The sequence below is a fragment of the Extensimonas perlucida genome, from assembly GCF_007655255.1.
Lineage (GTDB): Bacteria > Pseudomonadota > Gammaproteobacteria > Burkholderiales > Burkholderiaceae_C > Extensimonas > Extensimonas perlucida.
Genome location: NZ_VMYE01000025.1, coordinates 14,449 through 37,489, shown reverse-complemented (window position 1 = coordinate 37,489; position 23,041 = coordinate 14,449). Strand labels below are relative to the sequence as shown.

Below are 23,041 nucleotides of genomic sequence, written 5' to 3'. Positions count from 1 at the left end.
TCTGGAAGAAGGGGCCACGGCACCCCATCGGGGCAACGTGACCCCGGTGGGTGGATGAAAGCGACGGCGAACCGTCAGGGAACAGCGATCAGCGGACGGTCAGCACTTCGCCCCACGTGGGTGAGCCCAGCGTCAAGTCCCATGCACGAATGACCGGCACGAACTTGTCGGTGAGGATGCGCGTCTCGGCCACGGAGCCGTCGTCGCGTTCGGTGTATTCCGTCTGGAGCGTCTTCTCCTTGTGGGTGTCACCTTTGACTACCAGCACGCGCCCGGTCTTGGACGTCACTACGCCGGAAATCGCGCCCGCGGCCAGGGCCAGGGCGAGATGCCAGTGCGACAAGGCCCGCGCGGGCGGACGCAGCGATTGCTGCGCGGCGCCCAGGTGCGTATCGAGCGCTGGCCAGAGTCCTTGCAGCCGGCCGACTTCCTCGGCGAACTGCTCGGGCTCCATCGTCACGCGATAGAAGTGCTCCGGCTCGGCCGGGCTGGCAGGGACGGTGTACGGCAGGAACGGCCATTCGAGCGGCAGCTCCTCGGCTTCGGCGTCGCCCTGTCCGATCTGCAGCAGCAGACCGCGTACGGCTTTGACCGACTCCGACGCCTGGTCGCGTTGACGAATCCTGCGACCGAAGATCACCACCTGCTTGAACTGCGTTTCCACCGCACGGTAGATGCGCAGGTCGGCGAAGTGGCGCGTCAGCCATCCGACCAGCTCGGGGTCGAGCACGTAGGACGGCACGATGAAGATCAGCACGCCACCGTACTGCAGCAGCGGCAGCGCGCGCTGATAGAACAGCTTTTCCAGCCGCGCACGGCCCTGGCCTTGATAGCCGATGTTGCCGTTCACGTCCTTGCTCAGGTCGCCATACGGCGGGTTCAGCCACAGCAGCCCGAATGACTGGCGCGAGATCAGCGTGTCCATCAGGTCACCGTGGATGCAGCGATCGACCAGTTGCCGTGCGTGGCGCGCACGCTCGGCGTCGTACTCGACGACGAAGGCCTGGACCTGCTCGCGCCCGAGGGCGTGGGCGGCTTCGGCAATCGCCACGCCTTCGCCGGCGCAGGGATCGAGGATGGACATGGAGCCGGGAGACGGCGCCAGTGCGGACAAGGCCCGCTCCAGCGTCGGCTCGTCGGTGGGGAAGTAGCCGTTACGAATGAAATTGCGCGCCAGGCGCGGAAACATGAGTGCCATGGATTTCTCCTGATGATGGATGAGGGAAGGCGGGCACGCGCGGCGCGCATGCCCGTGGGGATGGCTCACGCCACGCGCCGAAGCGGTGCGTTCGCGGCCAGTTCGTACTGCGTGGCGCCGAGGGTGCCGTTGCGGATCAGGTCGCCCAACGCCTTCGTCAGCGCCGGGACATCGAGGGCCAGCCGATGGCCTTCCAGCGGCCCGAGGGCCAAGGGAAGACCGGTCAGCATCCGCCGTGTCTGCAACAGGTCCAGCACGGTGTCGCGCCAGTGGTCGAGCAGTGGCAGCGGGCAGGTGTCCTGCACCAGCGTCCACAACCGGTCGAGCCGGTGCGCGGAATCCCTGGGCAGAAGCGCCAGCGCGCTGGCGTTGGCCTTGTCTGGCTTCACGCAGCGACGATCGAACAGCCACACATTCGTCAGCGAACCGAACAGCGTTCGCCGATAGGCGCGGGTGATGCGCTTTTCCAGGTTCTCGACGTTGCCGACGAAGACCGGGATGGATGCACCCTGCTCGGTGATGACGTGGAACTGATCCAGTCCCTGGTCATCCCGGCCGAGGGTCAGGCGGGCGAGGAACTCCTGAACGGCGGTGTCGCGCGCCCAGATCGAGAGAAAGACGAGATTGCCCTGCTCGTCACCGACGCAACCGTCGGCCATGAGATCGGGGCATTCGTCGATGCGGTACAGCGGTTTCGCGGAAGAAGGTGCAGGCATGGTGATGTCCTCTTGGAAAAGAAGGAGCAACCACAGCCCGCGGGGCAGTGCTCGCCCCGGTTAGGTGAAGGAAGATGCGTGCCGCTAGGCAGCGCGCCCCGCGTGGAAGCGGTGAACCCGCTCGCGCCACTCGGAGCTTTGCACCGGCGCCATGTCGAGATAGCGCAGCGGGCACGAGTAGTAGTACGGATGCACGGACTCATCGAGGGACTTGTAGCCCCAATCGCCGCCCGAGCTTTCCAGCAGATGGCAGCCGATGTAGCAGACGGACTCACCGGCCGCGAGGCCCATGACGCCCGCCTGCCTGGCGGTGACGCGAACCACGGTCCACAGAACGTCGCCGTCCAGTGTGTGGTCGATGACTTCGCAGCAAGCGCGTTCGGACGCCTGCGGAGCGAGCAGCTCGCGGATCAACTGATCGCGCGTCTGACGAACAAAGGTCCAGCCCATGAGGGTCTCCTTGAAGAAATGGCCGGAGCCCTCCCCGTCGGGGGAGAACCCCGGCGGGTGGCGGAATGCCGCGCAAGGCGGCGGATGGATCAGGCAGCTTTGAGGTGCCAGTCCTGGGACAACGGAGCGAACTCGTAGCCCAGCTTGTCGAGACGGTCGCGCTGCTGACGCAGCACACGACGATCCACGGTCGCATCGAGCTTCACGGTCTCGCCCAGGGGCCACAAGGCACCGAACAGCGCCGCGTCGTCTGCCTCGGCCGAGGCCGCAGCGGACACGGGAGCCGGTTCGCTGCCGAACGGCGTGGTATCGACCAGGGGATCGCGCGGACTGCGCGACTTCGCCTTCGGCTTGGCCGGGGGCGATGCCGGCGCGGGCGTCTGCGCCTCCTCGTCGATCGGATCGACTTCCTGCGGACTCAGCCGGCGGGCTTCGTCGCGGCTCAGGGCGTCGATGTTGGACAGCGTCATCCCGCCCAGATGGGCGCGGATCTCGATGACCATGCGGCCGTTGGCGTTGTACGTGGAGGGGCGAATCTCGACGATGACGAAATCACCGTCGTACTTGCCCTCGCGGTACTGATCGAGTTCGGCGTTCTTCACGACGAACTCGCCGATGGAGGTCGCCAGGCGGCCGACGTTGAAATCGCCGTTGCGGCCGTGGATGGTCTTGATGGCCAGTTGGCCGGGGATGGTGATCATGAAGGTCTCCTGCTGACGAAGAGAAGACAAGGCCCCGGGGATGGGGCCTTGCGGATCAGAACGACTCGGCAACGGCCAATGCGGGGGCATCGGCAGCGTCGTCGGCAGCATCGGCGACGGGCTTGGAAGGCTCCGGTGCCGAGGCTTGCTGCGCAGCGGGCGCGTCGGACGTCACAGGGACTTCCGGCTCGCGCTCGTCGGTCTCGGTCGGCTTGGGCTCGGCCTTGTAGACGAGCTTGCCGTCGACCTTGATCCAACTGACGAACAGCAGGCGGGCCTTGAGGCTCACACCCTGCTCGCCGGCACGCTTGCCCTTGGAGTAGGTGAAGGTGTCGGTCCACAGGTCGCCCAGGCGGAAGCCGATCATCACCTTCTTCTCGGCGTCGATCGCCTGAATGCAGCGGCGCACCAGGTGCTGCGCTTCCGATCCCGATACGCGCGTGTCGAAACGCACATACGAGACGTCATCGCTGGGACCGTTCAGAGCCGCGATGTCGCAGGCCAGGAACGCATCGCCTTTCTTGGGCTTCACTTCGCGGATGCGATTGAGATACCCGAGGCCGGTGATGTGCAGATCGAAGTAGGATTTTTCGGTGGAAGTGGTCATGGTGAATCTCCTGGGAACAATGAGGCGGAGACACACCCGACCCAAGGCGGGGAAGGTGTGGAACCCCCGCGTGGGTTGATGGAACAGCTTGGAGGCATCGCCATCGAGAACCGATGGCCGTTCGCGCATGGATGCCGGTGCGAACTGGAGTGATCAACGCGGCCGGAACCGCGTCGCAGCCTTGAAGATCGTGGCTGCCTGGGCATGTCGCTGACGGATGTCAGCGGAACATGGCCGGAAGCGTGGCGCCGGGACGGTGCGCAGGCGAGCGGCAATCGGCACTCGCGGCTGTCCGCATTGCCGGGAAGAAAGAGGCCCCCGGAGCGGGGGCCAGGGGTGGGCGGTCAGTTGCCGCTGGGCGTGGAAGGAACCGCCTGCAGCGACAGGTGTGTCGCGGTGGCGGACACGTCGAAGTCGTCCTCGCTGTGCAGGATGCGCGCAAACACGCCCTCCTGCGGATCGAAGAACTCGCCGAAGTCGTCGCCGCCGAACTCGGCGCGCGCCAGCTCCCACCAGTCATCGAACGCATCGACATCCGGGTTGAAGCCGGCGGCATAGGCGATGGTCTTCTGGCGACCATCGGGTCGGCGCTCGCCGCGCTCGGCCAGGAAGTACACGCCGTGATCCTTGACCAGGATGACGCGGCACTGATTCGCCACCGCTTCGGCGAGCACGGGCCGCAGCTCCGTGCCTTTGAATCGAACAGTCATGGGTGTGATCTCCCGGGAGGCAGGAAGAGAGGCTTCCCGCCGCGAAGGCGGGAAGCTGCTGGGAGGTCAGTGCCGGACAGCCTTGCGACCCGACAGGCACTGCACGCGGATGCGTCTCCAGCTCCCGTCGTCGATCAGCCGTTCCAGCGTCTCGCCGAGGATGTCGAAGAACACCTCATCGACCCGTTCGACCAGCTCGCCGGCGCGATGCAGCTCCACCGCGTAGAGGTCGAGGCCACGCTCATACAGCACGGTGACGCGACCCTGGAACTTCATCGTGGCGACGGTGAAGCCGATGGCCGGCGGCGTGCGGATGATGTCGGCGGGCAGCGGATCGACCCAGGTGATGTCCCGCGCACCGGCATCCACCAGCATGTGGGTGACGCGCCGGAAACCGTCGGGAGCGGGCAACTGCTCCAGTTGGACGATCAGTTCCTGCAGCTCGGGGCAGCGCGGCTCGGGGATCGGCAGCTTCGCCGGTGCGGACCCGAGCACGAACCGCTTCACCGTGTAGGGCTGGCCGTCGGCGGTGAACTCGGTTTGCTCCTCGGGCGTGTCCGCCCGCTGACCGTCGAAGCGGCGTCTGACATAGGGTTCGACCTGCACCTTGGCGCCCTCGTCGGGCACCTCGGTCACGAGCGTGCGATCGAGCACCGCGAACTCGGCCCGTGCCGTCTTGACGACGATGGCCTCGTCGGTGGTGGCGATGACCTTGCCCTCGAAAGGCTTCGGGTCGATGTGAAAGCCCAGCGTCGAAACCTTGGGCTGGCCGTCGAAGATGTTGAACTTGAACGAACGGACGTTGGAAGGCACGTGACCGACGACGAGCGTTGGCATCTGTGCACGGATGGCTTGGGTATCCATGGGGAGACTCCTTGTGGCAACCAAGGGACTCCCGCCCGCAAGGGAGGTCTGTCCCTTGAGGGTGAGGTGGATGGACGCGGTATGCGTCCGGCGAAAGAAACGACCAGCACGGCGAACCGCGCCGCAGTCTCGAAGGTCTCGACTGCCTGGGCATGCTGCCGGCAACGCCAGCGAACATGCGGCCAGCGTGCGGCACATGGCGGCGGCCGTCCGTTGGGAATCGGCAATGCGCCGGCACCGCGTTCCGCGAAAAAGAAGAGCCCCGACGTGGGGGCTCGAATGGGTTGCGGGTTACTCGTCGTCGTAGAGCGTCAGCCCGTCCAGCACGGGCGCGTCGGCATCGAACACCAACATGCGAACGTCAGCGAGCGCAGCCAGGTGCAACACTTCCACGAGGGACTCCGGCACGCCCTTGGCCCGGTGCTCCTGCCGCAGCTCTTCGTCGGTGATGCCCTCGACATGCTGCAGGTTCGCATCCGTCCAGGGCGTGGCGATCAGCTTCACGCCGACCGCCGGGCTGTAGGGAATGCGGAAGGCCACGAACAAAAAACTGCTCGGCGTGGCGATGTCCGCCAGTTCGGCGAGGAAGCGGCCGGCCTCCTCGGTGATGTGCGCCGAACTGATTTCCCAAGCACGGCTGTAGAACCCGGTCTCGAAGCGCAGGCGCCGCACCACCTCGCGCGCGGCTTCCTCGGAGTAGGTATCGGCGACGTGCAGCGGTTGGCCGGCTTCTTCGGCCATGACGGCGTAGACGAGGTTTCGGGCGATGCCATGGCTGGGGCACTGTGCGTCCAGCTCGGGCGGCACGTTCTGGCCCTCGGTGATCAGCGCGAAGTCGTCGCAGAAGACGCAGGCATGGCGCTCGACCTGGCTGTCCGGCAGGTGCGACTGCGAGACGTGCAGCGGCAGATAGCTCAGTGGGCAGTCGTCGTCGTAGGAAATCGCCAGCAGCCGCTGCACGGACAGGCCATCGTAGCCGCGGACGAAGGGGTTTTCGGAATGGGACATGGGATTCCTCCAGCAGAGGATGGCCGAGGCAATCCCCTGCCGGGGATTGAACCCCAGCGAGTGGATGAAGTGGCAGCCGGTCAGCCGGCCGCGGCGTCGGGCCGCCCTGGTGGGCGCGGTGCAGGTCAGTGGAAGATGCTGATTCGGGACATGGCCGCTCCTGCGAAAAGAAGGAGGGACATGGCCCCGAACGGGGACGCATGTCCCTCGTGGGGTGGGATGAAAGGACCGTGGGTTGCCAGGCGCGGCTCACCAGCCGTTGTAGTGCAGCGTGAGGTCGGCGATGACCTGGCGCCGTTCCAGATCGAGGCCGCCGAAGTCGGACAGCCCCTCGAAGCCGCAACGCTTGAGCATCGCGCCGCCCTCGCGGGAGTTGTAGAAGCTCACCATCGCGGACAGGAACATGCGTTGACCGCTGCTCAGCACGCCCAGGGCGTCGTTGAGCATTAGCATGTTGGGCCGCAGATCCCACTTGGTGGTGGCACGCTGCAGACCTTCGCGTGTGCCGTCGCCGAACCACTCGTGGCCGGCGATCTGCGCGCCGCGCTTCCAGGCCTCGAAGAAGGCCTGCGGTGCAGCGTCGAAGTGCGCCTGTTCCAGCGCCATCTGATCGAGCACGTCTTCGGGTAAAGACAGATTCATGAGAGAACTCCTTGAAGGGTGGGAATCAGGGGTGAGCGCGCTGTGTCCAGGCACGGGTATCCAGGGCGCGCTGTGCTGCGAGGTGGGTCGGGAAATACTCGACGGACTCCCGCGATACCGGGCCTTCGTCGTCTTGTGTGCCGATGTAGTGGCCGGCCGCGCTGCGCAGCACCTGTAGCGGCAAACGCTTGCCGGTCCAGGTCAGCGCCAGCGCACCACTGCGCACTGCGGTTGCAGAGGAAGATGCGGAAGGTTCAGACATGCCGTGCTCCTTGGTGGGTCGGGGAGCACGCATCCCGCAGGGGATGGGGTTCCCCTCGGGTGGTTGAGAAAAGTGCATCGTCGCCAGGCCGGCGAGCGTCCGCGGTGGGCGGTGCGGAGCGGACTGGATCGGTCAACGCGGCGAACCGCGTTGCAGCCTTGAGGACCGAGGCTGCCAGGGCATGGTGCTGACGACCGTCAGCGACACACGCGGGAAGGATGGAAGCGCGGCACCGCGCCGTCGCCGATCAAACGGAACCGCGCGCCGTCCGGTTTGGCCCGAGCACTGCCGGCAGCAGCAGTGCACGATCCTTCCGCCCACGACAAAGGCGCCGAAGCCCCGCAAGGCTTCGGCTGGAGAGGAATCAATCCACCTGTGGGCTGCAAGCAGGCCAGGCCGTCGTCAAAGCCATTCGCTGCGTCAGCAATCTCACCCGGCCCGTTTCGTGGCTGGGGCCGGCATCCTCTGGCGTGTATCCACACACAAAGGGAACCCGTTGTTCCGCCGGCGGGCTCCGGCACCGAATACCGTCGACCGCAAGCGGTCTCCTGGCACCTCGCAGCCTTGCGGGCCAAGGCGTCAGGAGACCGTTCGTGGATGGACGGAAACACCTCGATCAACGGAACCGCGGCGAGCGCGATTCGACGGAGCAATGACCTTCTCGCCCTGCAAGCCGTGATTGGCCTGTGCAGGACGCGCACACCGTTGCAGAAGGGAACGCGCGCTGGGGAGTCCCGCGGGGCGCGGGAGGTTTGCCCGCCGTCGGCAGCAGCCAGCGTGGCAGAGGGAGACGTGGGCGTCAGTTCGCCTTGGGGCGCCGACGCGGTGGGCCGGATGTGCGGCCGGAAGTACGGTTGGACGGGCCGTGCTTGCCTGCCGCGGCGTTTTCGACCGGCTGCGTGCCCTTGCAGTCCGGGTAGCGGCTGCACGACCAGAACGTGCCGCTCTTGCCGCTACGCGGGCGCATCGGGGCGCCGCATTGCGGGCAGTTCGGCGCGGGCGGCAGCTTGATGACGAGCGTTGCGCCGCGGTACTGCTGCACGAGTTGGGCGACCCAGCTCGATTGCTTGGCAATGAAGGTGTCCAGCGTCATCTGGCCGGCCTCGATCATGTCCAGTGCCTGCTCCCACACCGCCGTGGTCCCGGGGTCGGCAATGGCCGCCGGCACGGCGTCGATCAACGTGAAGGCCGCATCCGATGCGCGGATGGCGCGGCCTTTCTTCAAGAGGTAGCCGCGGGCCAGCAGCCCGCTGATGATGTTGGCGCGCGTCGCCTCGGTGCCGATGCCCGTGGTGTCCTTCAGCTTCTGCTTCAGGCGCGGGTCCGTCACGAGCTTGGCGACGCCCTTCATGGCCTTGACCAGTTCGCCCTGCGTGTAGGGCTTGGGCGGCAGCGTCTTCAATGCCTTCAGTTCGACCTGGCCGACCTGGCAGGCTGCACCAGCACGTAGCGCCGGCAGCGCCTGGCCGCGCTGTGCGTCCTCGCCGTCACCGTCCTCGGGCTCCGGCGCCGCCAGCACCTGGCGCCATCCGGCCGTCGCGATCTGCTTGCCGACCGCCACCAGCGACTGCCCGCCGCACGTGAGCTGCGCCACCGTCCGGTCAAACTCGTGATGCGGCAGGAACTGCGCGAGGTAGTGGGCGCGGATCAGCCGGTAGACGGCCAACTCCTTGTCGGTCATCGCCGAGAGATTGGCCGGCTCCAGCGTGGGGATGATGCCGTGATGCGCCGTGACCTTGCCGTCGTTCCACGCTCGCGAACGCTGCTGCCGGTCCAGGCGGTAGATCAACGGCCGCAGGCCGGGATCGGTCTTGACCAGGCTGTCGAGCACGGCCGGCACCTCGGCCAGCATGCTCTCGGGCAGGTAGCCCGAATCCGAGCGCGGATACGTCGTCGCCTTGTGCGTCTCGTACAGCGCCTGGGCAATGTCCAGCGTCTCCTGCACGTCGAGGCCCAACTGCTTGGAACATACTTCCTGCAAGGTGCCGAGGTCGAACGGCAGCGGCGGGCCTTCGCGCACGCGCTCGGTCTCCACCGACAGCACCTGGGCGGTGCCGACCGCGCGCAGGCGTTCCGCCGCCTGCTGCGCCAGAGGCTGCTGCAGGCAACGGCCGGCTTCGTCGGTGCTACCCTGCGGCGGTGTCCAGCTTGCGACAAAGGTCTGGCCTGCATGCGAGAGTGCGACCTCGATGGCCCAGAACGGCACCGAGACGAAGCGCACAATTTCGCGATCCCGGTCCACCACCAACTTGAGCGTCGGCGTCTGTACGCGGCCCACCGATAGCACGCCGTTGTAGCCGGCCTGGCGACCCAGCAGTGTGAACAGCCGACTCAGGTTTATCCCGATCAGCCAGTCGGCACGCGATCGGGCGAGTGCGGAGAAATACAGCGGCAGCGTCTCGGCGGACGGCTTGAGCGCACCCAGCGCTTTGCGGATCGACGCATCGTTGAGCGCCGATAGCCACAGGCGCTGAACCGGCCCGCGGTAGCCACACAGATCGATGATTTCGCGGGCAATCATCTCGCCTTCGCGGTCGGCGTCAGTCGCGATCACCAGCTCGCCTGCCTTGGCGACGAGCTGCTGCACGACCTTGAACTGCGCCGCGGTCGCCGCCTTGGGCTCGACACGCCAGCGCTCGGGAAGAATGGGCAGTTGTTCGATGGCCCAGCGCTTGTACTGCTCGCCGTAGCCTTCGGGCGGAACCGCCTCCACCAGATGACCGATGCACCAGGTCACGACGACACCGGCACCGCTGTAGCAGCCGTTGCCGCGTTGGCCGGCGCCCAGCACACGGGCGATGTCCTTTCCCTGGGACGGCTTCTCGCACAGGAACACGCGCATGAAGCCTCCTCGAAAAGTGTACGGTTCATCGGATGGCCCCAGCTTGGCCGGGCCAGCGGATGCCGGCAGCAAGGAAGCTGATTGGTGCAGACACCGCTTTGTGATCGGCAGGCGATGCGTTGCCGCAGCGGCATGCGCGCTACCGCAACGGCTGGCGCAACGGGGGCGTCGTTTCGGAAGGACGGCTGGAAACCGGTGGACCACCCTGGCGCTATCCCCTGGGGATAGCTGGTGCATGGCGGGCGTCTGACGGTTGCTACAGCCGCCCCCTGCGGGGAGTCAGCCCTTGGCCTTGGTTTCCTTCGGCGCCTTCGTCCCCTTGGTTTCCTTCGTCGGCGGTACTGCGGCCTCGGGTTCCAGCGTCCTGGCGCTGAGGGTCACGGCCTGGATGCGGTACGGCAAGATGCCAATGCGGCGGGCCTCGATCTTGAAGGTCGTGCGCTCATTGTCGTCAGCGTCCTCCCATTCGTCCTTCACCGTACGGCCTTCCACCAGCACGCGCATACCTTTCTGGTACAGGTCTTTCCAGTGGTCGGCGTCGCGGTGCCACAGCTCCACGGGCGCCCAGAAGCCGCCGCGGTCCTCGAACTCGCCGTCCTTCTTCGGGATCGGGTTGTCGAAGTAGACGTTCAGGCGCAGCAGCCGGTGCGGCTCGTCGTTGCCGTTCGGAAATTCGCGGTAGTCCGGTGCAGAACCGATGTTGCCCTCGCCGACGAAGTGCGTGCTCATGGTGACTCCTTGGGGGTGGTGGATGGAACGGACGCGGCATGCCCGTGGGCGCGCCGCAGGTAAGCCGCTTCGGCCTGCGCGGCCTTGCTGGCGCACTCCTGGGCTTGGCGGCCCAGCGTGTGAAGGAGGCTGATCTGCATGTTCAGCGCGATGCGTTGCAGTTCCATCGCGTACAGGTCGTCGATCAGCGAGGCCGGCGTCGCCGGGCGGTCGAGCAGCGACTCCCACAGCGCCACGCCCATCAAGGAACGATCATGGTTGCGCCAACGCAGGAAAGTCGTGCCTGCGCCAGTGGTCTGCTGGGCCAGTTGGACATCGAGCAGCGAGAAGGGATAGGCCCGAGCCTGTTGCAGCACGCGCCGCTGCGCCAGGGCGATCAAGTCGTCGCGCAGTGCCATGCACTGGTTGGCCCAAGTCTCCAGACTTCCCTTACCTTTAAAGGGCTGTAAAAGGCCTTTTAGGTAGCCGGCGTGTTCCAGACGTTGGAAGTCCGCCTGTTCCAGCGACGTGAAGCGTACTGGTCGGCTGGTCGGGGTCGATGCCGTCATGTGCTGGCATCCTCATCATCCAACGCGGCATCGGCTGCGCGATCCTTGGTGGCCGGAGCAGCAGCATCAGCGGCCGGTTCAGCAGCCGGTGTGCCAGGCGCGCCTGTGCGGCGCGCGATGGGTGGTGCAAAGCGCGAACGGCGCGTGCCTTCCAGCACGTCCTGCGGCAGCTCGCCGAACTTCTCCAGCGCCGCTCGCGCCGCGGCGTTCTTCGCCGCGAAGTCGTCGCGCGTCGTGCCCGAGTAGCGGTACTGCTGGGCCAGTGAGAACAGGCTGCGCAGCGCGTGCGCGCCATCGTTGAGCCAGCGCTCCATGGTGCTGCGGTCGATCAGCGCGGTGTGGTGGGCGAGGATCAGCTTTCGCGCCAGGTCGTCGTAATCGGCCAGCAGGTACACCGCCATGAAACCGAGCTGCGCATTGACGAACAGCGGCAGCTTGACCGGTTGCACGTTCATGTTCTCGCCCAGCGACAACGCCGCAGGTACATCGGCGAGGGCCTGGACCACCTGTTCGCGCAGGGTCTGCAGGCGGGTCTTGGTGTCGGCGAGCTTGTCTTCGACCCGAAGCATCCACCAGTCCGAGTACGGGTCGTCTTGCTCGGCGCCGCGCTTCATCTTGTTCATCACGCTGATGAAGCCGTTGAGGCCGATGATGCCGGCGCGTCCTTCTGACGGTGCGCGGCCATGCCAGATGCGGGAGGCGTGGTGCGTGTGCAGCGTCAGCGACATCGCGCTACGCAGCGCCCCGAGATTCAATTGCAGGGGTTCATTGGCCATGAGTGACGACTCGCGGTAAGGGAACGAGTCGCCAGCATCGGCACCAGCCGGAAGACCGTCAGTCAACAAACCGCAGCCCATGCGCGCCCGGTTTGTTCCGCGCGGAAGGCTGTGGGTGCTGCCTATCCCCTGGGGATAGCGCGGCGGACTTGTTCGCGACTCGCGCGAACTTGGGGCCGCGTTGTGGGCCTATGCCTCGCGAGGTCTGTACCAGGCGGCCCGTTGGCCCTCCACCTCACGGTAGCGAAGCTCGAACAGGCGGCACTCGTGCACCACCTGACGCCAACTGCTGCAGCCGTACTTGGCTGGAAGCTGCTCTGGATGCCGGCCCGCGATCCAGCGGCCAGCAGCGGCAATCGGTGTCCAGCCCTCGACGGCCAACTGCGCGGCGGCCTCGCGCAGCGCGCGGACGATGCCGGCGGCCGGCCAGTCCACCGTGCCGTCCGGCGCGATGCCATTGACCACCAGGTCGTGGAACACATCCGACTGGACGAACTCCGCTGCCAGGCGCCGCGCCTGATCCATGTGCTCGGCCCAGCCGCGCAACTGCTCGAAGTGTTGATCGATGCGTGTGTAGGCGGAACCGAGTTCGTCCTGTGCGGTGCGGCACCCGTCCACGGTCCATAGATCGTGCTGGTCGATGAAGTGGTGCACCAGGGTGTTGCGCAGCGATACCAGGTCTTTGAGGTCGGCCTGGGTCTTGGCGTAGTCCTGCGCAGACAGGCTCAGTTGCACGCGCGTGCGAAAGGAAATCACATCGCCGGGAAGATCGTCGTCGCGTTCCTCGCCGCCATTTCCATCGGTGACGACATACGAACCAAACAGTTGTCCGACCAACGTGCCCAGGGTCTTGGTCGCGGCATCTTCAATCCGCGCTGCGCGAATGGCCTCCAGCGAATGCGCCGGGCCTGAAATCTCGTGGTGGGCCACGATGGCTTTCATGAGGCGCTCGTATTGTTGAAGGCGCAACAGGCATCTGCCCAGCAAGCGCTGAACGTCTCGCTGTAGTGGTTGCAGTGCGTTTGTGGCGGGGGAGGTCGTCATGTCCATCGTCGGCCGGGCTCGTGCGTGGCTGTCCTCGTCTGATTCACAGGCGACAGTTTCGCCTGTCATTCGGCGGGCGACAATCGAGCGCTGCGGAAAGATGTCTGTTCCAGCTATCCCCTGGGGATAGTCAACTCAGCGATCACGCAAGGCTTCTCGGAGCTGCGCCAGGTAGGCACGTGCCACCTCGGGGTCAGCCGCACGGGATACCGGCGGTGACGATGGCGCAGGTGGCGGGGGCGCTGGCGGTGCCGATGCACTTTCTCCGGCCCAGGCCTTGAACTCCCCGCGCAGTGCCTTCTGGATGATGCCAAACAGGTAGCCGGCCGGGTTGCGTACCGCGCTGTTGTGGCAGCGTGCCACCCACTCGTCGAGAACAGCCTGCCTCTGCGCCTCGTCCACCTGCTGCAGCGCCACCAGCGCGCCGGCCTGCTGCTCGTCCTTCAAGCGCAGGAAACGCTCGGGCAGCCGCAGGTTCTGCAAGGCCCTCGCGCGCGGTACTGTACGTACTTCATTTATACGATCATTACGTACTATACGGTCCTCCTTTGGAATCCGAAGAGAGCCGTCCGGCGCGGGTTTCGGCCCTGCTTCGGATTCCGAAGACGGGCGCGCAGCATTCCGAAGAAGGGCTTTCTGGCCTTCTTCGGATTCGTGGTCCGCACCCTCCTGTGGATAACCTAGCGTCGTCCATCCATGCCGCGCCATGCGCTGCGCGAGCACCTGCAGGCGGGTCGGCAGCGTGCGCCCGCTGAGCAGCGGGTCTTCGGCGATCTCCCGCAGCGTGTTCATGCCCACGACCTGCACCGCCTTGGCGGCATGGGTCAGCGCCTGACTGACCAGGCCGAGGTAGTCGGCATCGAGCTGCATCGCCTCGAAGGGCGACAGCGGTTCGTCGTGCAGCACGTAGAGGTTGCCTTGAATGCGGCCGGTCTTCGGGTCGCGCCGTCGTCGCACCAGGCTCAGCCAGCGTGTCAGCCGCAACAGCGTCAGGGCGCGCGCCACGGTCTCGTGCGAGGCTTGTGCCGCGCAGGGCATTGAGGCCAAGTAAGGGCGCAATTGGTCGTAGGTGGGAAAGGCGGTCACGCCGTCGTCGTTGAGCTGCAGGCGGAACACCTGCCAGGCGTTGCGCTCCAGCGGCGTCAGGCGCCGGTCGAGGAACAGCCTGCGCGGCACGCTCTCATGGCGGTTGCCGCTGTAGAGGAAACCGTCGGCGGCCGGCGCCGTTCCCTGCGCTGGCTGCAGGTGCTGCAGGGCCTCGTCGAAGAGCGCGGACAGCGCAACGGGGCCTTCGCGCCGTGGTGCGCCGCCCGTGGTCATGGCCTACACCAGCCCCTGGTCGATCCAGTTCCGTATCGCCGCCCACACCACCGACATCGGCAGGCTCAACGCCTCGGCCAGGTCCATGGTCAGCGCCAGCATCGCCATGTCGTCGGACAGGGCGATATGGCGCTCGGTGACGCCGGCCTTCCAGCGCTCCCACAAGATCACGTCCTGTGCCTCGTCGAGCACCGGATGCCGGCCCTTGCGCTTGGGCAGCCCAAGGATGTCGCGGCGCAGCGCCACTTCCTGATGCGTGAGGCCGTAGAACTTGCTGACCATCTCCGTGCTCGCTCCCAGGCGCAGCATGCGGTCCACCGTGGCGATCTCCCGCTCCACGTCGTGCATCTGGCTCAGCAGCCGCTTCAACACATCCCGGTTCACCGACACCGAACACCACGATACCGTGGCATTCACCAGCATGCTCACGAGTTCGGGGTGCTTCAGCGCATCCAGCTCTTCCTCGCCGAAGCCCATGGCCTTGCAGCGGCGCAACTGGCCGTTGCGCAAGTCATGCAGGGCCTGAGCGATCACGGCTTGGTTGAGTGGGTGCGGTGCCGACATGCGGAAGCCTCCTGCGCTCAGGAATCCTGGCTCGCTACGCCGGCTTCCAGATCCAGCAGCCGGCGCGCCAGGCGCAGCAGACGGAACAGCTTCACCAGCGCAGCATCGCTCAGGCGTGTAGCCGAGCCGCCATGGCCATGCAGCAGCGCAGCCAGCTCGTCGGCCAGCCGCGCGCGGTCCACTCCGTTCGCGGAGGGCGGCGCCGCACTCAGCACATGCAGCAGGGTCAGCACCGCCCGCGCGAACGCCGGCAGCGCCTTCGCCTGGCCCACAACCGGCGCCGCGCAGACGAAGCCGATGCCGCCGACGCTGGCCTCGATGTGGTCGGCGACCGCCGCTTCCTCGCCGATTTCGCGCGCGAACTGCGCGATGTGCACACGCAGGCGATCCGGCACGTCCAGGCCCGGCTCGATGTACCAGACATCCGAGATGGGAAAGAGCCCGCCAACCTGCACCGGGATCGCACGCAGCGCATCTGCCTCAAAGTCGGGTAGCTTGTCGCCGAGCTGATCCGCGACCATCCGCTGGATGGACTGCAGGCGCTCGGTGGTCGGGGCCGGCGTCACGATGTGCCCCTGCAGGCGCTCGTCGCGCTGCCCGTCCCGGGCGTTTGGTGCAGCGGCAGGTGGTGCCGAGGGTGTCTCTGCCGGTGGCGCGACGGGCGAGGTGTCCCGTGGCGTTGGCGCCGCGGGCGGCAGTTGCGGCGTGATGGCTGGCGCCGCAGGTGCGACAGGCGTTGCCGGGTTCGGCGCGACCGGCTCGCTGGTCAATGCTCGCTGACGGCTTTCGCTGTCATCGACCTCCAATGCCAGCGTGTCGTAGTCCGCTTCCAGCAGCTCGGCCATCTGACCCACCAGTTCGTCCTGCACGCGCTGGGGCGAGAAGCCCTCCGGCCGCGTGTCGAACTGCGACAGCACATCCTGAAACAGCGAAGCGAAGTCCACGGTCAGCGGCCGGCCCAGCGCACGCCGCTCCCAGGTGCGCTCGCACGCCTTGCGCAGCACCGCGAGCCGGTCCACCTGATGCCGGCCCAGTCCGCCGTACAACAGCGTCGGGATCGCCGGCAGCAGGTAGCGCACCGCATCGTTCATGCGGCTGATGTGCGACTGCGGCACCGGATAACCGTCGGCAGTCAGCCGCCGCGCGAGTTCGCTCTGCGACAGTGCCTGGCCGCTTTCCTGCTCGTAGAACTCGCGCGCCTTCTCGATGCCCAACGCCCGCTCGATGAAGGTCAGCCCGCCACGCAGCTCGTTCTCGGCCAGATGCCCGGTCAGCGCCACGATTTCGCCGCGCGCCGGCCACGGGCGGAACAGGCACGCGATGCGGAAAAAGCGTTCTTCCTTGGTTTCGCTCCACAATTCGCGCAGGATCGCCAGCCGCGTATTGCCACCGTTCCTGATGATGTAGTGCGCCTCGCCCGGCCGGCGCGTGATCGCAGGCGGTGCGTCCAGCCCGCGCTCGCGGATCGAGGTCTTGATTTCCTCGTAGGCCGGGTTGCGCGTCACGCGTGGGTCATGTTCATAGGGGCGCAGCTCGTCCAGCGTCACCACCATCGGTGTGTCGGCGATGGGGTCGGTCAACGCCGCGGCCGAAGGACCGTTGCGTTCGAAGCCCTTGGCCAGCAGCTTGGTGGCCATGTCCTGCGGCGTCGGATCAGCCATCGCTGCTCTCCCGAGATGCCGTCAGTGCCTGTCGATCGGCGCGGCGAAGCTGCGCGCGTGCGTTGCGGCTGGCGCGGTGATCGCTCGCAGTCGAGCTGGTATAGATCGCGGCGCAGCCGGGCTTGGTGAACATCAGGTGCCCGCCGCGCGTGCGTTTCACGTGCCAACCTTCGCCCAGCGCGAACTCGATCAGCGCGCGTAGCCGCGCATGGCCGCGGGCCAGTTCATGCCCGATCGCCATGACTGGCTCCTCCTGCGCGGCCTCTGCCGGTAACGCATGCAAAGCGCTCCCGCCATGCCGGGAACAGCTCGCCAGCCAGCGCACGCATCGTCTCCAACGCCGCAGGCGCAGTACGGCCCACTGGTTGCCGGTATTCGACGCGATGCACTGGCAGCCCCCGTGTTGCGGCACGTGGGTAGGCTTCAATGGCCGGGACGTCGGTGCTCAGGACCTGTATGCCAGCGTGCGCCTGGAACACTTGTCGCAGGGCCTGCTGGATCAGTCGGGCGTTCGACGAAACCGGATGCACACGGTTGATGAGCAAGCGCAGCGGTGGCGGCTCGATGCCGAGGTGCCGATACGGAGCGATGTCCTCGATCAGTTGCAGCGTGCCGCGCCTCAGCTCACGCGCCGCCAGGATTTCCGGCGTCACCGGTGACAGCGCCAGACTGGAGGCCAGTACCGCCATTTCCAGCAGCACACTGCGCGCTCCCTGGGTATCGATCAGCAGCAGGTCGTAGTGCGACGCCAGCGCGGGGAGCAGGTGACGCAGGCGTAGCCGACCGTCGGGTGCGTGCAGCAGCAGTGTGTTCAGTTCGCCGCGATGGTCGTTCGACACCACCAGGTCGAGACCCGCCACAGCGGTCTGCGAAGCCAATTGCTCGATACGCTGCTCATTGAAGGCCAGCATCTCATAGATGCCGGCAGGCGCATGCGTGCCGAGCGTGAAGTAGCTCGACAAGGTGGGCTGTACGTCCAGGTCCAGCAGCAGCACGCGCAGTCCCGCATCGGCGATGAAGCCGCCCAGGTTCGCTGCGGTGGTCGTCTTGCCGACGCCACCCTTGGTCGAAATGATGGATACCACCTGCATGGTGCGACTCCTCGTGGAAGGGATTCCGGGGGGGCGCGGGCTCACGCCCGCTCCCTGAGTCGATCGGTGATCCACTGATCGATCTCCACCGAATCCCATCCGATGGCGCGTACCCCGAGGCGCAGGGGCTTAGGAAACTTGCCCTCCTTGATCAGGTTGTAGATGTGGGCGCGTTTGAAGCCGGTCTTGGCCTCGACTTCCGCGCGGCGCAGGATGCGGTGATCGTTCGGCGTCGCGGTGGCGATGGTCTGGGCAGTCACGAGGGACACTCCTTGGCGCTGTGTAGCGGCGGTGATGGAAGTGCCCCGTATTCAATAGCGCGGTTCCCGCGCGGTCACCGCAAGTGCAGACACGCCGTCTGCACTTGCAGTCAGCGGTCCTGGGTAGCGAGATGACGCTTGGCTGCCGAAAACTTCGCCCACAGCGTTCGCTCGCTGATTCCGGATTTGTCGCCGTAATGGGCAACCAGCGCATTGATGACCGATTCCAGCGTCTCGAAAGACGAATAGGGAACGCCATTGGGTGACTTGCCCAACAGCAGGGTCAGAAGACCGCCAACGATGTTCAGGTAGGTGGATTCACTGCGGGCGCCCGGCGTCCCGGACCGCTTCTCGCGCTCCGTGCGCGCCTGGTGCTCCTGGCTGAGCGTCTGGAACTGCTCATAGAGCGCGTCCCAGGCTTGCACCTTGTCGGCAAGCTGGAGCTTCAACGCCTCGCGATCCATGACCAGTGCCTGCACGGCATCGACACTGACGGCCGGATGCAGGTGACGCTCGAAGGCATCGAACAGGAAGGCCGGTCGCTGGTCGGGATAGAAACGGATCATCCATGCCTTCAGATCGACGTGGCGGATCGTGAGGCCAGGATCATCGAGCAAGGCGGGATCGTTGCTCGTGAGGCCATCCTTGCCGTAGGGAAGGTCGAGATGCACCAGTGCGTCGTAGATCCGTTCCGCGTTCAGGCGAAGCTGTGGCCAGCGCGCCAGCGCAGCGTGCTCCGGCAGCCTGTTCATCCCTTCGGCAATATCAAGGATACGGCGCTCGAAGCGTGACAGTCCCGCCCACTGGATGGCCGCCTCGATCGGACGATAGAAGACCTTGGCTTGGGCGCCGGAAGAAGATGACTTTCTCATGGGCTACTCCCTGGTGAACGGGTTCAGGACATCGGCTTTTCTCGTGGTCTGGTCGACGCCATCCACACCTTCGCGGCGCGGAGCGGTGGCGACTTGGCTTGTGGAAAGGTTGTAGTGACGGCGAATGGCTGCAATGCTCACCCCAGCAACCAGTCGATGTGGCACCTTGTCCACCAACACCGAGCCTCTGCGTGGCGGTATGCTTCAAGATGTTTCTCGCCCGAGGCGGGGAGGCTTGGTGGTGAGGTTTTGCTACAGATGCCATCGCGGCGAAAGACGCATTCGGTCTACGTGCTTTCAAGTCTGGGCATCACCCGCATGTCAGACGCCGAGGGTCTTTCAGCAGACGCGGTTCGGGTGGCACCAGGCGCGGCGACGCCGTCTCGACGGGCAACGATGAGGCTTCGAGCCAGACGGCACGGGTCTTCGTTCAGATCAAGAAAGAATGACAGGCGAATGCCATCGATTTACCGACAAGTTTCAGAACATCAACAGTTCTATTGCGGGCAACCGAAATGACAGAAAAGCCGATCACGGTCTTCCAGCATCTTCACCTCAGGGGCAAGACAGCAACCGCAATGCGCAGTGGCATCCTCGCGCAGGTGGGTGGCTCTTGGCGTCACGACGCTGAGCGGGAAGAAGACCTCAAGCAACACATGGGCGACGACGATGTGATCGTGCTTGTACGATCTGCATTCGACGACGTCGATGAATCGGCTCTGGTGCTGTGGCAAGAGCCTGATGGCTACAAGGTTTCCAATATTGTGCCGCGAAACGTCGGTGAGCTTGGTATTGACAAGTACAACGCGATTCTTCGCGACTTCGTCGCCCAAGTCGCGGAACCGGCGTCCCGGGCCGGCGGTTTCGGCGTCGAACTGACCTCTCCCAACCAGACTCTTGATGATTGGCTGGATGCCGAACCGGCAGCAGCCCTGCGGCGCTTTTCGCGGCTCGCCAATAAGTCCACAGGTGCGGCCCATCCCATGGACAAGGAGCGCTGGTACGCGTTCCTGATTGCCGCGCACCGTGCATCGAAACGACTGGATAGTGACCAATTGGCACGGTGGCTTGTCGAGGTGGAGGCCTGGTCCGCAGGGCGGGCGCAGGACTTGGCCATCGACTATGAATTCGCACTCGGACTGCTTGAACAGTATGACCAGTCGCATACATGAGCCTGAATACTTCAGTCATTGACGACTTGGTTGCTTTAAACGCGCCAGTGTTGTGCGTGGATACATGCACCGTCCTTGACGTCATCCGTGACATCACGCGCGAAACAGCGGTAGCACACGATGCCAGCGCCGGGCTTGCCTTGCTTGCGGCAGCCGAGGCCGGCTCCGATCTGATTGTTCTGATGGCAGAACAGGTGACCATCGAGCTTGCTGCTCATGTCGCTGGCGTCGAGGTAGAGGCTCGAAACGCTTTGGCAAGGTTCCGGGCACAAGCTCAACGTATCCATGAAGTGGCCTTGGCCTACGGTGCCCAGGGAATGTTGCCGCTGGACCACCTTGAGGGACACGTCGCGCGGGCCAGGACAGTGCTGAACAGGTGGCGGGACGTTGCCAGCGTGGTGCCGCACAACGATGGGGTCGCCAGCCGTGCGTTCAAGCGAGTCAACGAACCTCGTGCTCCCGCCCGACTGGGTAAAGAATCAATGAAGGATTGCGTGATCGTCGAAGCCTATATCGAGGCGGCTGGCCAGCTTCGCTCCGCAGGGCTGGTGGCGCCGATCGTGTTCGCCTCGTCGAATACGAAGGAGTATTTCGCGCCGAACACCCGACGTCTTCAAGATGAAATCGCTGCCGATCTAGAGGACGTTGGTGTGGAGTACGCCCCAAACTTCGGCGCAGCGAAGCACAGTCTCGGCCTATAGGCGCATCTGGACATGAGCCTGGTGGCTGTGCATGGACGTTGCTGGGCGATGGCAGACGATCCCGGGTTGCCGGGCAGGTGGGGCTGGTACATAATCTGGTCTAATTCCGTGGCGCTCACGGAAGAAACCCGTTATCAATCAACGGGTTGAGTGCGGCGTGATGTTCCCATCGCCCGCTCCACTGCATCAATCTGCGGACTTCCGCAGAAGTCCAAGAGAGTCTGCAAGTCCTTGCCGCACAAAGACTTTTCCTCTCTTTGATGTTCTGCCGTGGTCCATTGCGATCCGCCTACAGCCGGGACTTTTAAGTCCACAAACAAGTCCATTTTTGCGGGCGCGGCTGATTCCGGATTGTTGATGGAGGGGCGAGGTCGACGTGACCAGCATCTGGTTCCTGACTCATGTTCAGGAGCAAGAGCATGGCACTCTCAGACCTGGCCGTTCGACAGGCCAAGGCAACTGGCAAGGCATACACCCTCCCTGACCTGGATGGCCTCTCCCTGGCCGTCACGGCTTCAGGGGGCAGGACTTGGCACTTCCGCTACTACTGGGCGGGCAAGCAGAAGCGGATGTCGCTCGGCACCTACCCGGAGGTGACGCTTCGCGAGGCCCGCAGCCTGCGCGACGAAGCGCGCGCCCTGCTGGCCAAAGGCACCAATCCTCGCGTTCACCGCAAGCAGAAGCGCACCGCTGTCCGGCTCGCCGACGAAAACACCTTCGAGGCGGTGTATCGCAAGTGGCTCAAGCATCGCGGGCTCAGCCTCAAGGAAGGCCGGCAGACGACCCTCTCGATCCTTCCGCGCATCTTCGACAAGGATGTGCTGCCGACCTTGGGCAAGCGGTCGGTCTATGAGATCAAGCGTCCCGACCTCTTGGAGGTGATCGCCAAGATCGAGAAGCGCAAGGCGCTCTCCGTTGCCGAGAAAGTCAGGACGTGGTTCAACCAACTGTTCCGCTACGCGCTGGTGATCGTGCCGGGCCTGGAGCAGAACCCCGCCTCCGATCTCGATGTGGTGGCGCTGCCGCTGCCACCCGTCAACCACAACCCGTTCCTGCGCATGGCCGAGCTGCCAAAGCTGTTGCAGCGGCTGCGCAGCTATCGCGGCAGGCGGCAGACCCAGCTCGGGCTGCGGCTATTGCTGCTGACCGGCGTGCGAACCGGCGAGCTGCGACAGGCGATGCCGGATCAATTCGATCTGGACCGGGGGCTGTGGATCATCCCGCCCGACGTCGTGAAGCAACTCCAGTTGGATATGCGCAAGAAGCGGCAGCAGCCGAAGGACATCCCGCCCTACATCGTGCCGCTGTCGATTCAGGCCATGGAGATCGTCCGGCACCTGCTGGATGAGTTCAAGCCGGCCCAGCGCCACCTGTTCCGGCACGACAGCGACTTGAAGAAGCGCATCAGCGAGAACACGCTCAATGGTGCGCTCAAGCGCATGGGCTATCAGGAACGCCTGACCGGGCACGGTATCCGCGGCACGATGTCCACTGCGCTCAACGAGATCGGCTACCCGAAGGTCTGGGTGGATGCACAGCTCTCGCATGTCGATCCCAACAAGGTCAGCGCGACCTACAACCATGCCGAGTACGTGGAGCAGCGTCGCCGCATGATGCAGGACTGGGCCGATCGGCTCGACCTCTTCGAGCAGAACCAGGTCGAGGCGGCCAGCATGCCGCTCACCGTGCATCTGGAAGGCGTGCCCGCATTCCCGAGTGAGCAAACCGCAAGCGCACCCTCCACGCCGGTTGCCGCTTCGCCAATCCTGCTCGTGACGAAGGCGGGTGACGCCATGCCGTTGGTTTCTGCCGCCGCACATCGGCTGCCGGCGGTTCCGCCCCCTCGATCGGCCGCGCCGCTGGTGCCTTCGGACATTCAGCGCGAGAGGATGGAGCTGTTCGATGTCTTCGAAGCGCCGCACAACCTTCCCGTCGCGGCGTTTGCCAAGATGGCGGGCAAGTCCCGCAGGTGGATCAGCTACGAGATCAAGGCGGGTAACTTGCTGGCGTTGAACGTAGGCAACCGCGGCCAGCGCGTGCCGGACTGGCACCTCGACCCACTCAAGCACGAGCTGATCCAGTCCGTCCTGAAGCTGACCAGGGGTGCGGACCCTTGGCAGATCTACCATGCACTGCTGCAACCGCGCTCGATGCTGCGGGGGCGTTCGGCACTGGAGGGTGTGACTGCCAGCAATCTCGACAAGCTCGTCATGGCAGTGAGCACAGCCGTGAAGGAAAGCGAATGGACCGCGCCGCGAGTCGGGGTCGCCTAGTGCGTATTTCAGTTCATTGGACCGGTCCAT

The 23,041-nt window shown here is 65.3% G+C and carries 25 protein-coding genes; 3 read left to right on the top strand and 22 right to left on the bottom strand.

Features of this window, described 5'->3' with window-relative positions; all coding sequences use genetic code 11:
* Nucleotides 1–88: 88 nt before the first annotated feature.
* The 22 genes from FK527_RS15400 to FK527_RS15290 all read right to left on the bottom strand — a co-directional run bounded on the left by FK527_RS15400 (nucleotide 89) and on the right by FK527_RS15290 (nucleotide 18,865).
* The gene (locus FK527_RS15400) at nucleotides 89–1,198 is read right to left on the bottom strand and encodes a DUF6094 domain-containing protein (RefSeq protein WP_144735356.1); all 1,110 of its coding nucleotides are present in this window, start codon (nucleotides 1,196–1,198) and stop codon (nucleotides 89–91) included.
* Nucleotides 1,199–1,263: 65 nt separating this feature from the next.
* Nucleotides 1,264–1,914, bottom strand: coding sequence for a hypothetical protein (locus tag FK527_RS15395; RefSeq protein WP_144735354.1), 651 nt, complete (start codon nucleotides 1,912–1,914; stop codon nucleotides 1,264–1,266).
* Between the two features lie 84 nt (nucleotides 1,915–1,998).
* On the bottom strand, nucleotides 1,999–2,364 hold the full coding sequence (locus tag FK527_RS15390; RefSeq protein ID WP_003141031.1) for a hypothetical protein: 366 nt from the start codon (nucleotides 2,362–2,364) through the stop codon (nucleotides 1,999–2,001).
* A gap of 89 nt (nucleotides 2,365–2,453) precedes the next feature.
* Nucleotides 2,454–3,065 (bottom strand): DUF3275 family protein, encoded by a 612-nt coding sequence (locus tag FK527_RS15385; RefSeq protein ID WP_033990364.1) that lies wholly within the window; start codon nucleotides 3,063–3,065, stop codon nucleotides 2,454–2,456.
* A gap of 55 nt (nucleotides 3,066–3,120) precedes the next feature.
* Complete coding sequence (locus tag FK527_RS15380) at nucleotides 3,121–3,672, bottom strand: STY4534 family ICE replication protein (RefSeq protein WP_144735352.1); 552 nt, start codon at nucleotides 3,670–3,672, stop codon at nucleotides 3,121–3,123.
* A gap of 344 nt (nucleotides 3,673–4,016) precedes the next feature.
* Complete coding sequence (locus FK527_RS15375; protein WP_144735350.1) at nucleotides 4,017–4,382, bottom strand: DUF3085 domain-containing protein; 366 nt, start codon at nucleotides 4,380–4,382, stop codon at nucleotides 4,017–4,019.
* A gap of 66 nt (nucleotides 4,383–4,448) precedes the next feature.
* The gene (locus tag FK527_RS15370; protein ID WP_144735348.1) at nucleotides 4,449–5,246 is read right to left on the bottom strand and encodes a GTPase; all 798 of its coding nucleotides are present in this window, start codon (nucleotides 5,244–5,246) and stop codon (nucleotides 4,449–4,451) included.
* Nucleotides 5,247–5,537: 291 nt separating this feature from the next.
* The gene (locus FK527_RS15365; protein WP_144735346.1) at nucleotides 5,538–6,254 is read right to left on the bottom strand and encodes a DUF5983 family protein; all 717 of its coding nucleotides are present in this window, start codon (nucleotides 6,252–6,254) and stop codon (nucleotides 5,538–5,540) included.
* 249 nt (nucleotides 6,255–6,503) lie between these two features.
* Nucleotides 6,504–6,896 carry a hypothetical protein gene (locus FK527_RS15360; protein WP_003141051.1) on the bottom strand — a complete coding sequence of 131 codons (393 nt, stop codon included), beginning with the start codon at nucleotides 6,894–6,896 and terminating at the stop codon, nucleotides 6,504–6,506.
* A gap of 25 nt (nucleotides 6,897–6,921) precedes the next feature.
* Complete coding sequence (locus FK527_RS15355; RefSeq protein WP_144735344.1) at nucleotides 6,922–7,158, bottom strand: hypothetical protein; 237 nt, start codon at nucleotides 7,156–7,158, stop codon at nucleotides 6,922–6,924.
* Nucleotides 7,159–7,957: 799 nt separating this feature from the next.
* Nucleotides 7,958–10,000, bottom strand: coding sequence for a DNA topoisomerase III (locus tag FK527_RS15345; protein WP_144735342.1), 2,043 nt, complete (start codon nucleotides 9,998–10,000; stop codon nucleotides 7,958–7,960).
* 279 nt (nucleotides 10,001–10,279) lie between these two features.
* Nucleotides 10,280–10,729, bottom strand: coding sequence for a single-stranded DNA-binding protein (locus FK527_RS15340; RefSeq protein ID WP_144735340.1), 450 nt, complete (start codon nucleotides 10,727–10,729; stop codon nucleotides 10,280–10,282).
* Nucleotides 10,726–11,277 (bottom strand): DUF3158 family protein, encoded by a 552-nt coding sequence (locus FK527_RS15335; RefSeq protein ID WP_124175341.1) that lies wholly within the window; start codon nucleotides 11,275–11,277, stop codon nucleotides 10,726–10,728. The genes FK527_RS15340 and FK527_RS15335 overlap by 4 nt, the downstream gene beginning before the upstream one ends.
* Nucleotides 11,274–12,053, bottom strand: a complete 780-nt coding sequence (locus FK527_RS15330) for a PFL_4669 family integrating conjugative element protein (RefSeq protein WP_144735338.1) — start codon at nucleotides 12,051–12,053, stop codon at nucleotides 11,274–11,276. The genes FK527_RS15335 and FK527_RS15330 overlap by 4 nt, the downstream gene beginning before the upstream one ends.
* 189 nt (nucleotides 12,054–12,242) lie before the next feature.
* Nucleotides 12,243–12,995 carry an OST-HTH/LOTUS domain-containing protein gene (locus tag FK527_RS15325; protein ID WP_144735336.1) on the bottom strand — a complete coding sequence of 251 codons (753 nt, stop codon included), beginning with the start codon at nucleotides 12,993–12,995 and terminating at the stop codon, nucleotides 12,243–12,245.
* A 237-nt stretch (nucleotides 12,996–13,232) separates the two neighbouring features.
* The gene (locus FK527_RS15320; RefSeq protein WP_144735334.1) at nucleotides 13,233–14,417 is read right to left on the bottom strand and encodes an STY4528 family pathogenicity island replication protein; all 1,185 of its coding nucleotides are present in this window, start codon (nucleotides 14,415–14,417) and stop codon (nucleotides 13,233–13,235) included.
* 3 nt (nucleotides 14,418–14,420) lie between these two features.
* Nucleotides 14,421–14,981, bottom strand: a complete 561-nt coding sequence (locus FK527_RS15315; protein ID WP_144735332.1) for a DUF2857 domain-containing protein — start codon at nucleotides 14,979–14,981, stop codon at nucleotides 14,421–14,423.
* A 17-nt stretch (nucleotides 14,982–14,998) separates the two neighbouring features.
* On the bottom strand, nucleotides 14,999–16,642 hold the full coding sequence (locus tag FK527_RS15310) for a ParB family protein (RefSeq protein WP_144735330.1): 1,644 nt from the start codon (nucleotides 16,640–16,642) through the stop codon (nucleotides 14,999–15,001).
* Nucleotides 16,635–16,883, bottom strand: a complete 249-nt coding sequence (locus FK527_RS15305) for a hypothetical protein (RefSeq protein ID WP_029578162.1) — start codon at nucleotides 16,881–16,883, stop codon at nucleotides 16,635–16,637. Before FK527_RS15305 ends, FK527_RS15310 begins: the two co-directional genes overlap by 8 nt.
* Nucleotides 16,867–17,733, bottom strand: coding sequence for a ParA family protein (locus FK527_RS15300; protein WP_024889635.1), 867 nt, complete (start codon nucleotides 17,731–17,733; stop codon nucleotides 16,867–16,869). The genes FK527_RS15305 and FK527_RS15300 overlap by 17 nt, the downstream gene beginning before the upstream one ends.
* A gap of 41 nt (nucleotides 17,734–17,774) precedes the next feature.
* The gene (locus FK527_RS15295) at nucleotides 17,775–17,993 is read right to left on the bottom strand and encodes an AlpA family transcriptional regulator (RefSeq protein ID WP_032963682.1); all 219 of its coding nucleotides are present in this window, start codon (nucleotides 17,991–17,993) and stop codon (nucleotides 17,775–17,777) included.
* Between the two features lie 110 nt (nucleotides 17,994–18,103).
* On the bottom strand, nucleotides 18,104–18,865 hold the full coding sequence (locus FK527_RS15290; RefSeq protein WP_144735328.1) for a hypothetical protein: 762 nt from the start codon (nucleotides 18,863–18,865) through the stop codon (nucleotides 18,104–18,106).
* A gap of 515 nt (nucleotides 18,866–19,380) precedes the next feature.
* On the opposite strand from FK527_RS15290, the gene FK527_RS15285 reads away from it, so the two are divergent.
* The 3 genes from FK527_RS15285 to FK527_RS15275 all read left to right on the top strand — a co-directional run bounded on the left by FK527_RS15285 (nucleotide 19,381) and on the right by FK527_RS15275 (nucleotide 23,011).
* Complete coding sequence (locus FK527_RS15285) at nucleotides 19,381–20,037, top strand: hypothetical protein (protein ID WP_029578164.1); 657 nt, start codon at nucleotides 19,381–19,383, stop codon at nucleotides 20,035–20,037.
* Nucleotides 20,034–20,738, top strand: a complete 705-nt coding sequence (locus FK527_RS15280; protein ID WP_029578165.1) for a hypothetical protein — start codon at nucleotides 20,034–20,036, stop codon at nucleotides 20,736–20,738. The genes FK527_RS15285 and FK527_RS15280 overlap by 4 nt, the downstream gene beginning before the upstream one ends.
* Nucleotides 20,739–21,157: 419 nt before the next feature.
* The gene (locus FK527_RS15275; RefSeq protein WP_144735326.1) at nucleotides 21,158–23,011 is read left to right on the top strand and encodes a tyrosine-type recombinase/integrase; all 1,854 of its coding nucleotides are present in this window, start codon (nucleotides 21,158–21,160) and stop codon (nucleotides 23,009–23,011) included.
* Nucleotides 23,012–23,041 lie beyond the last annotated feature (30 nt).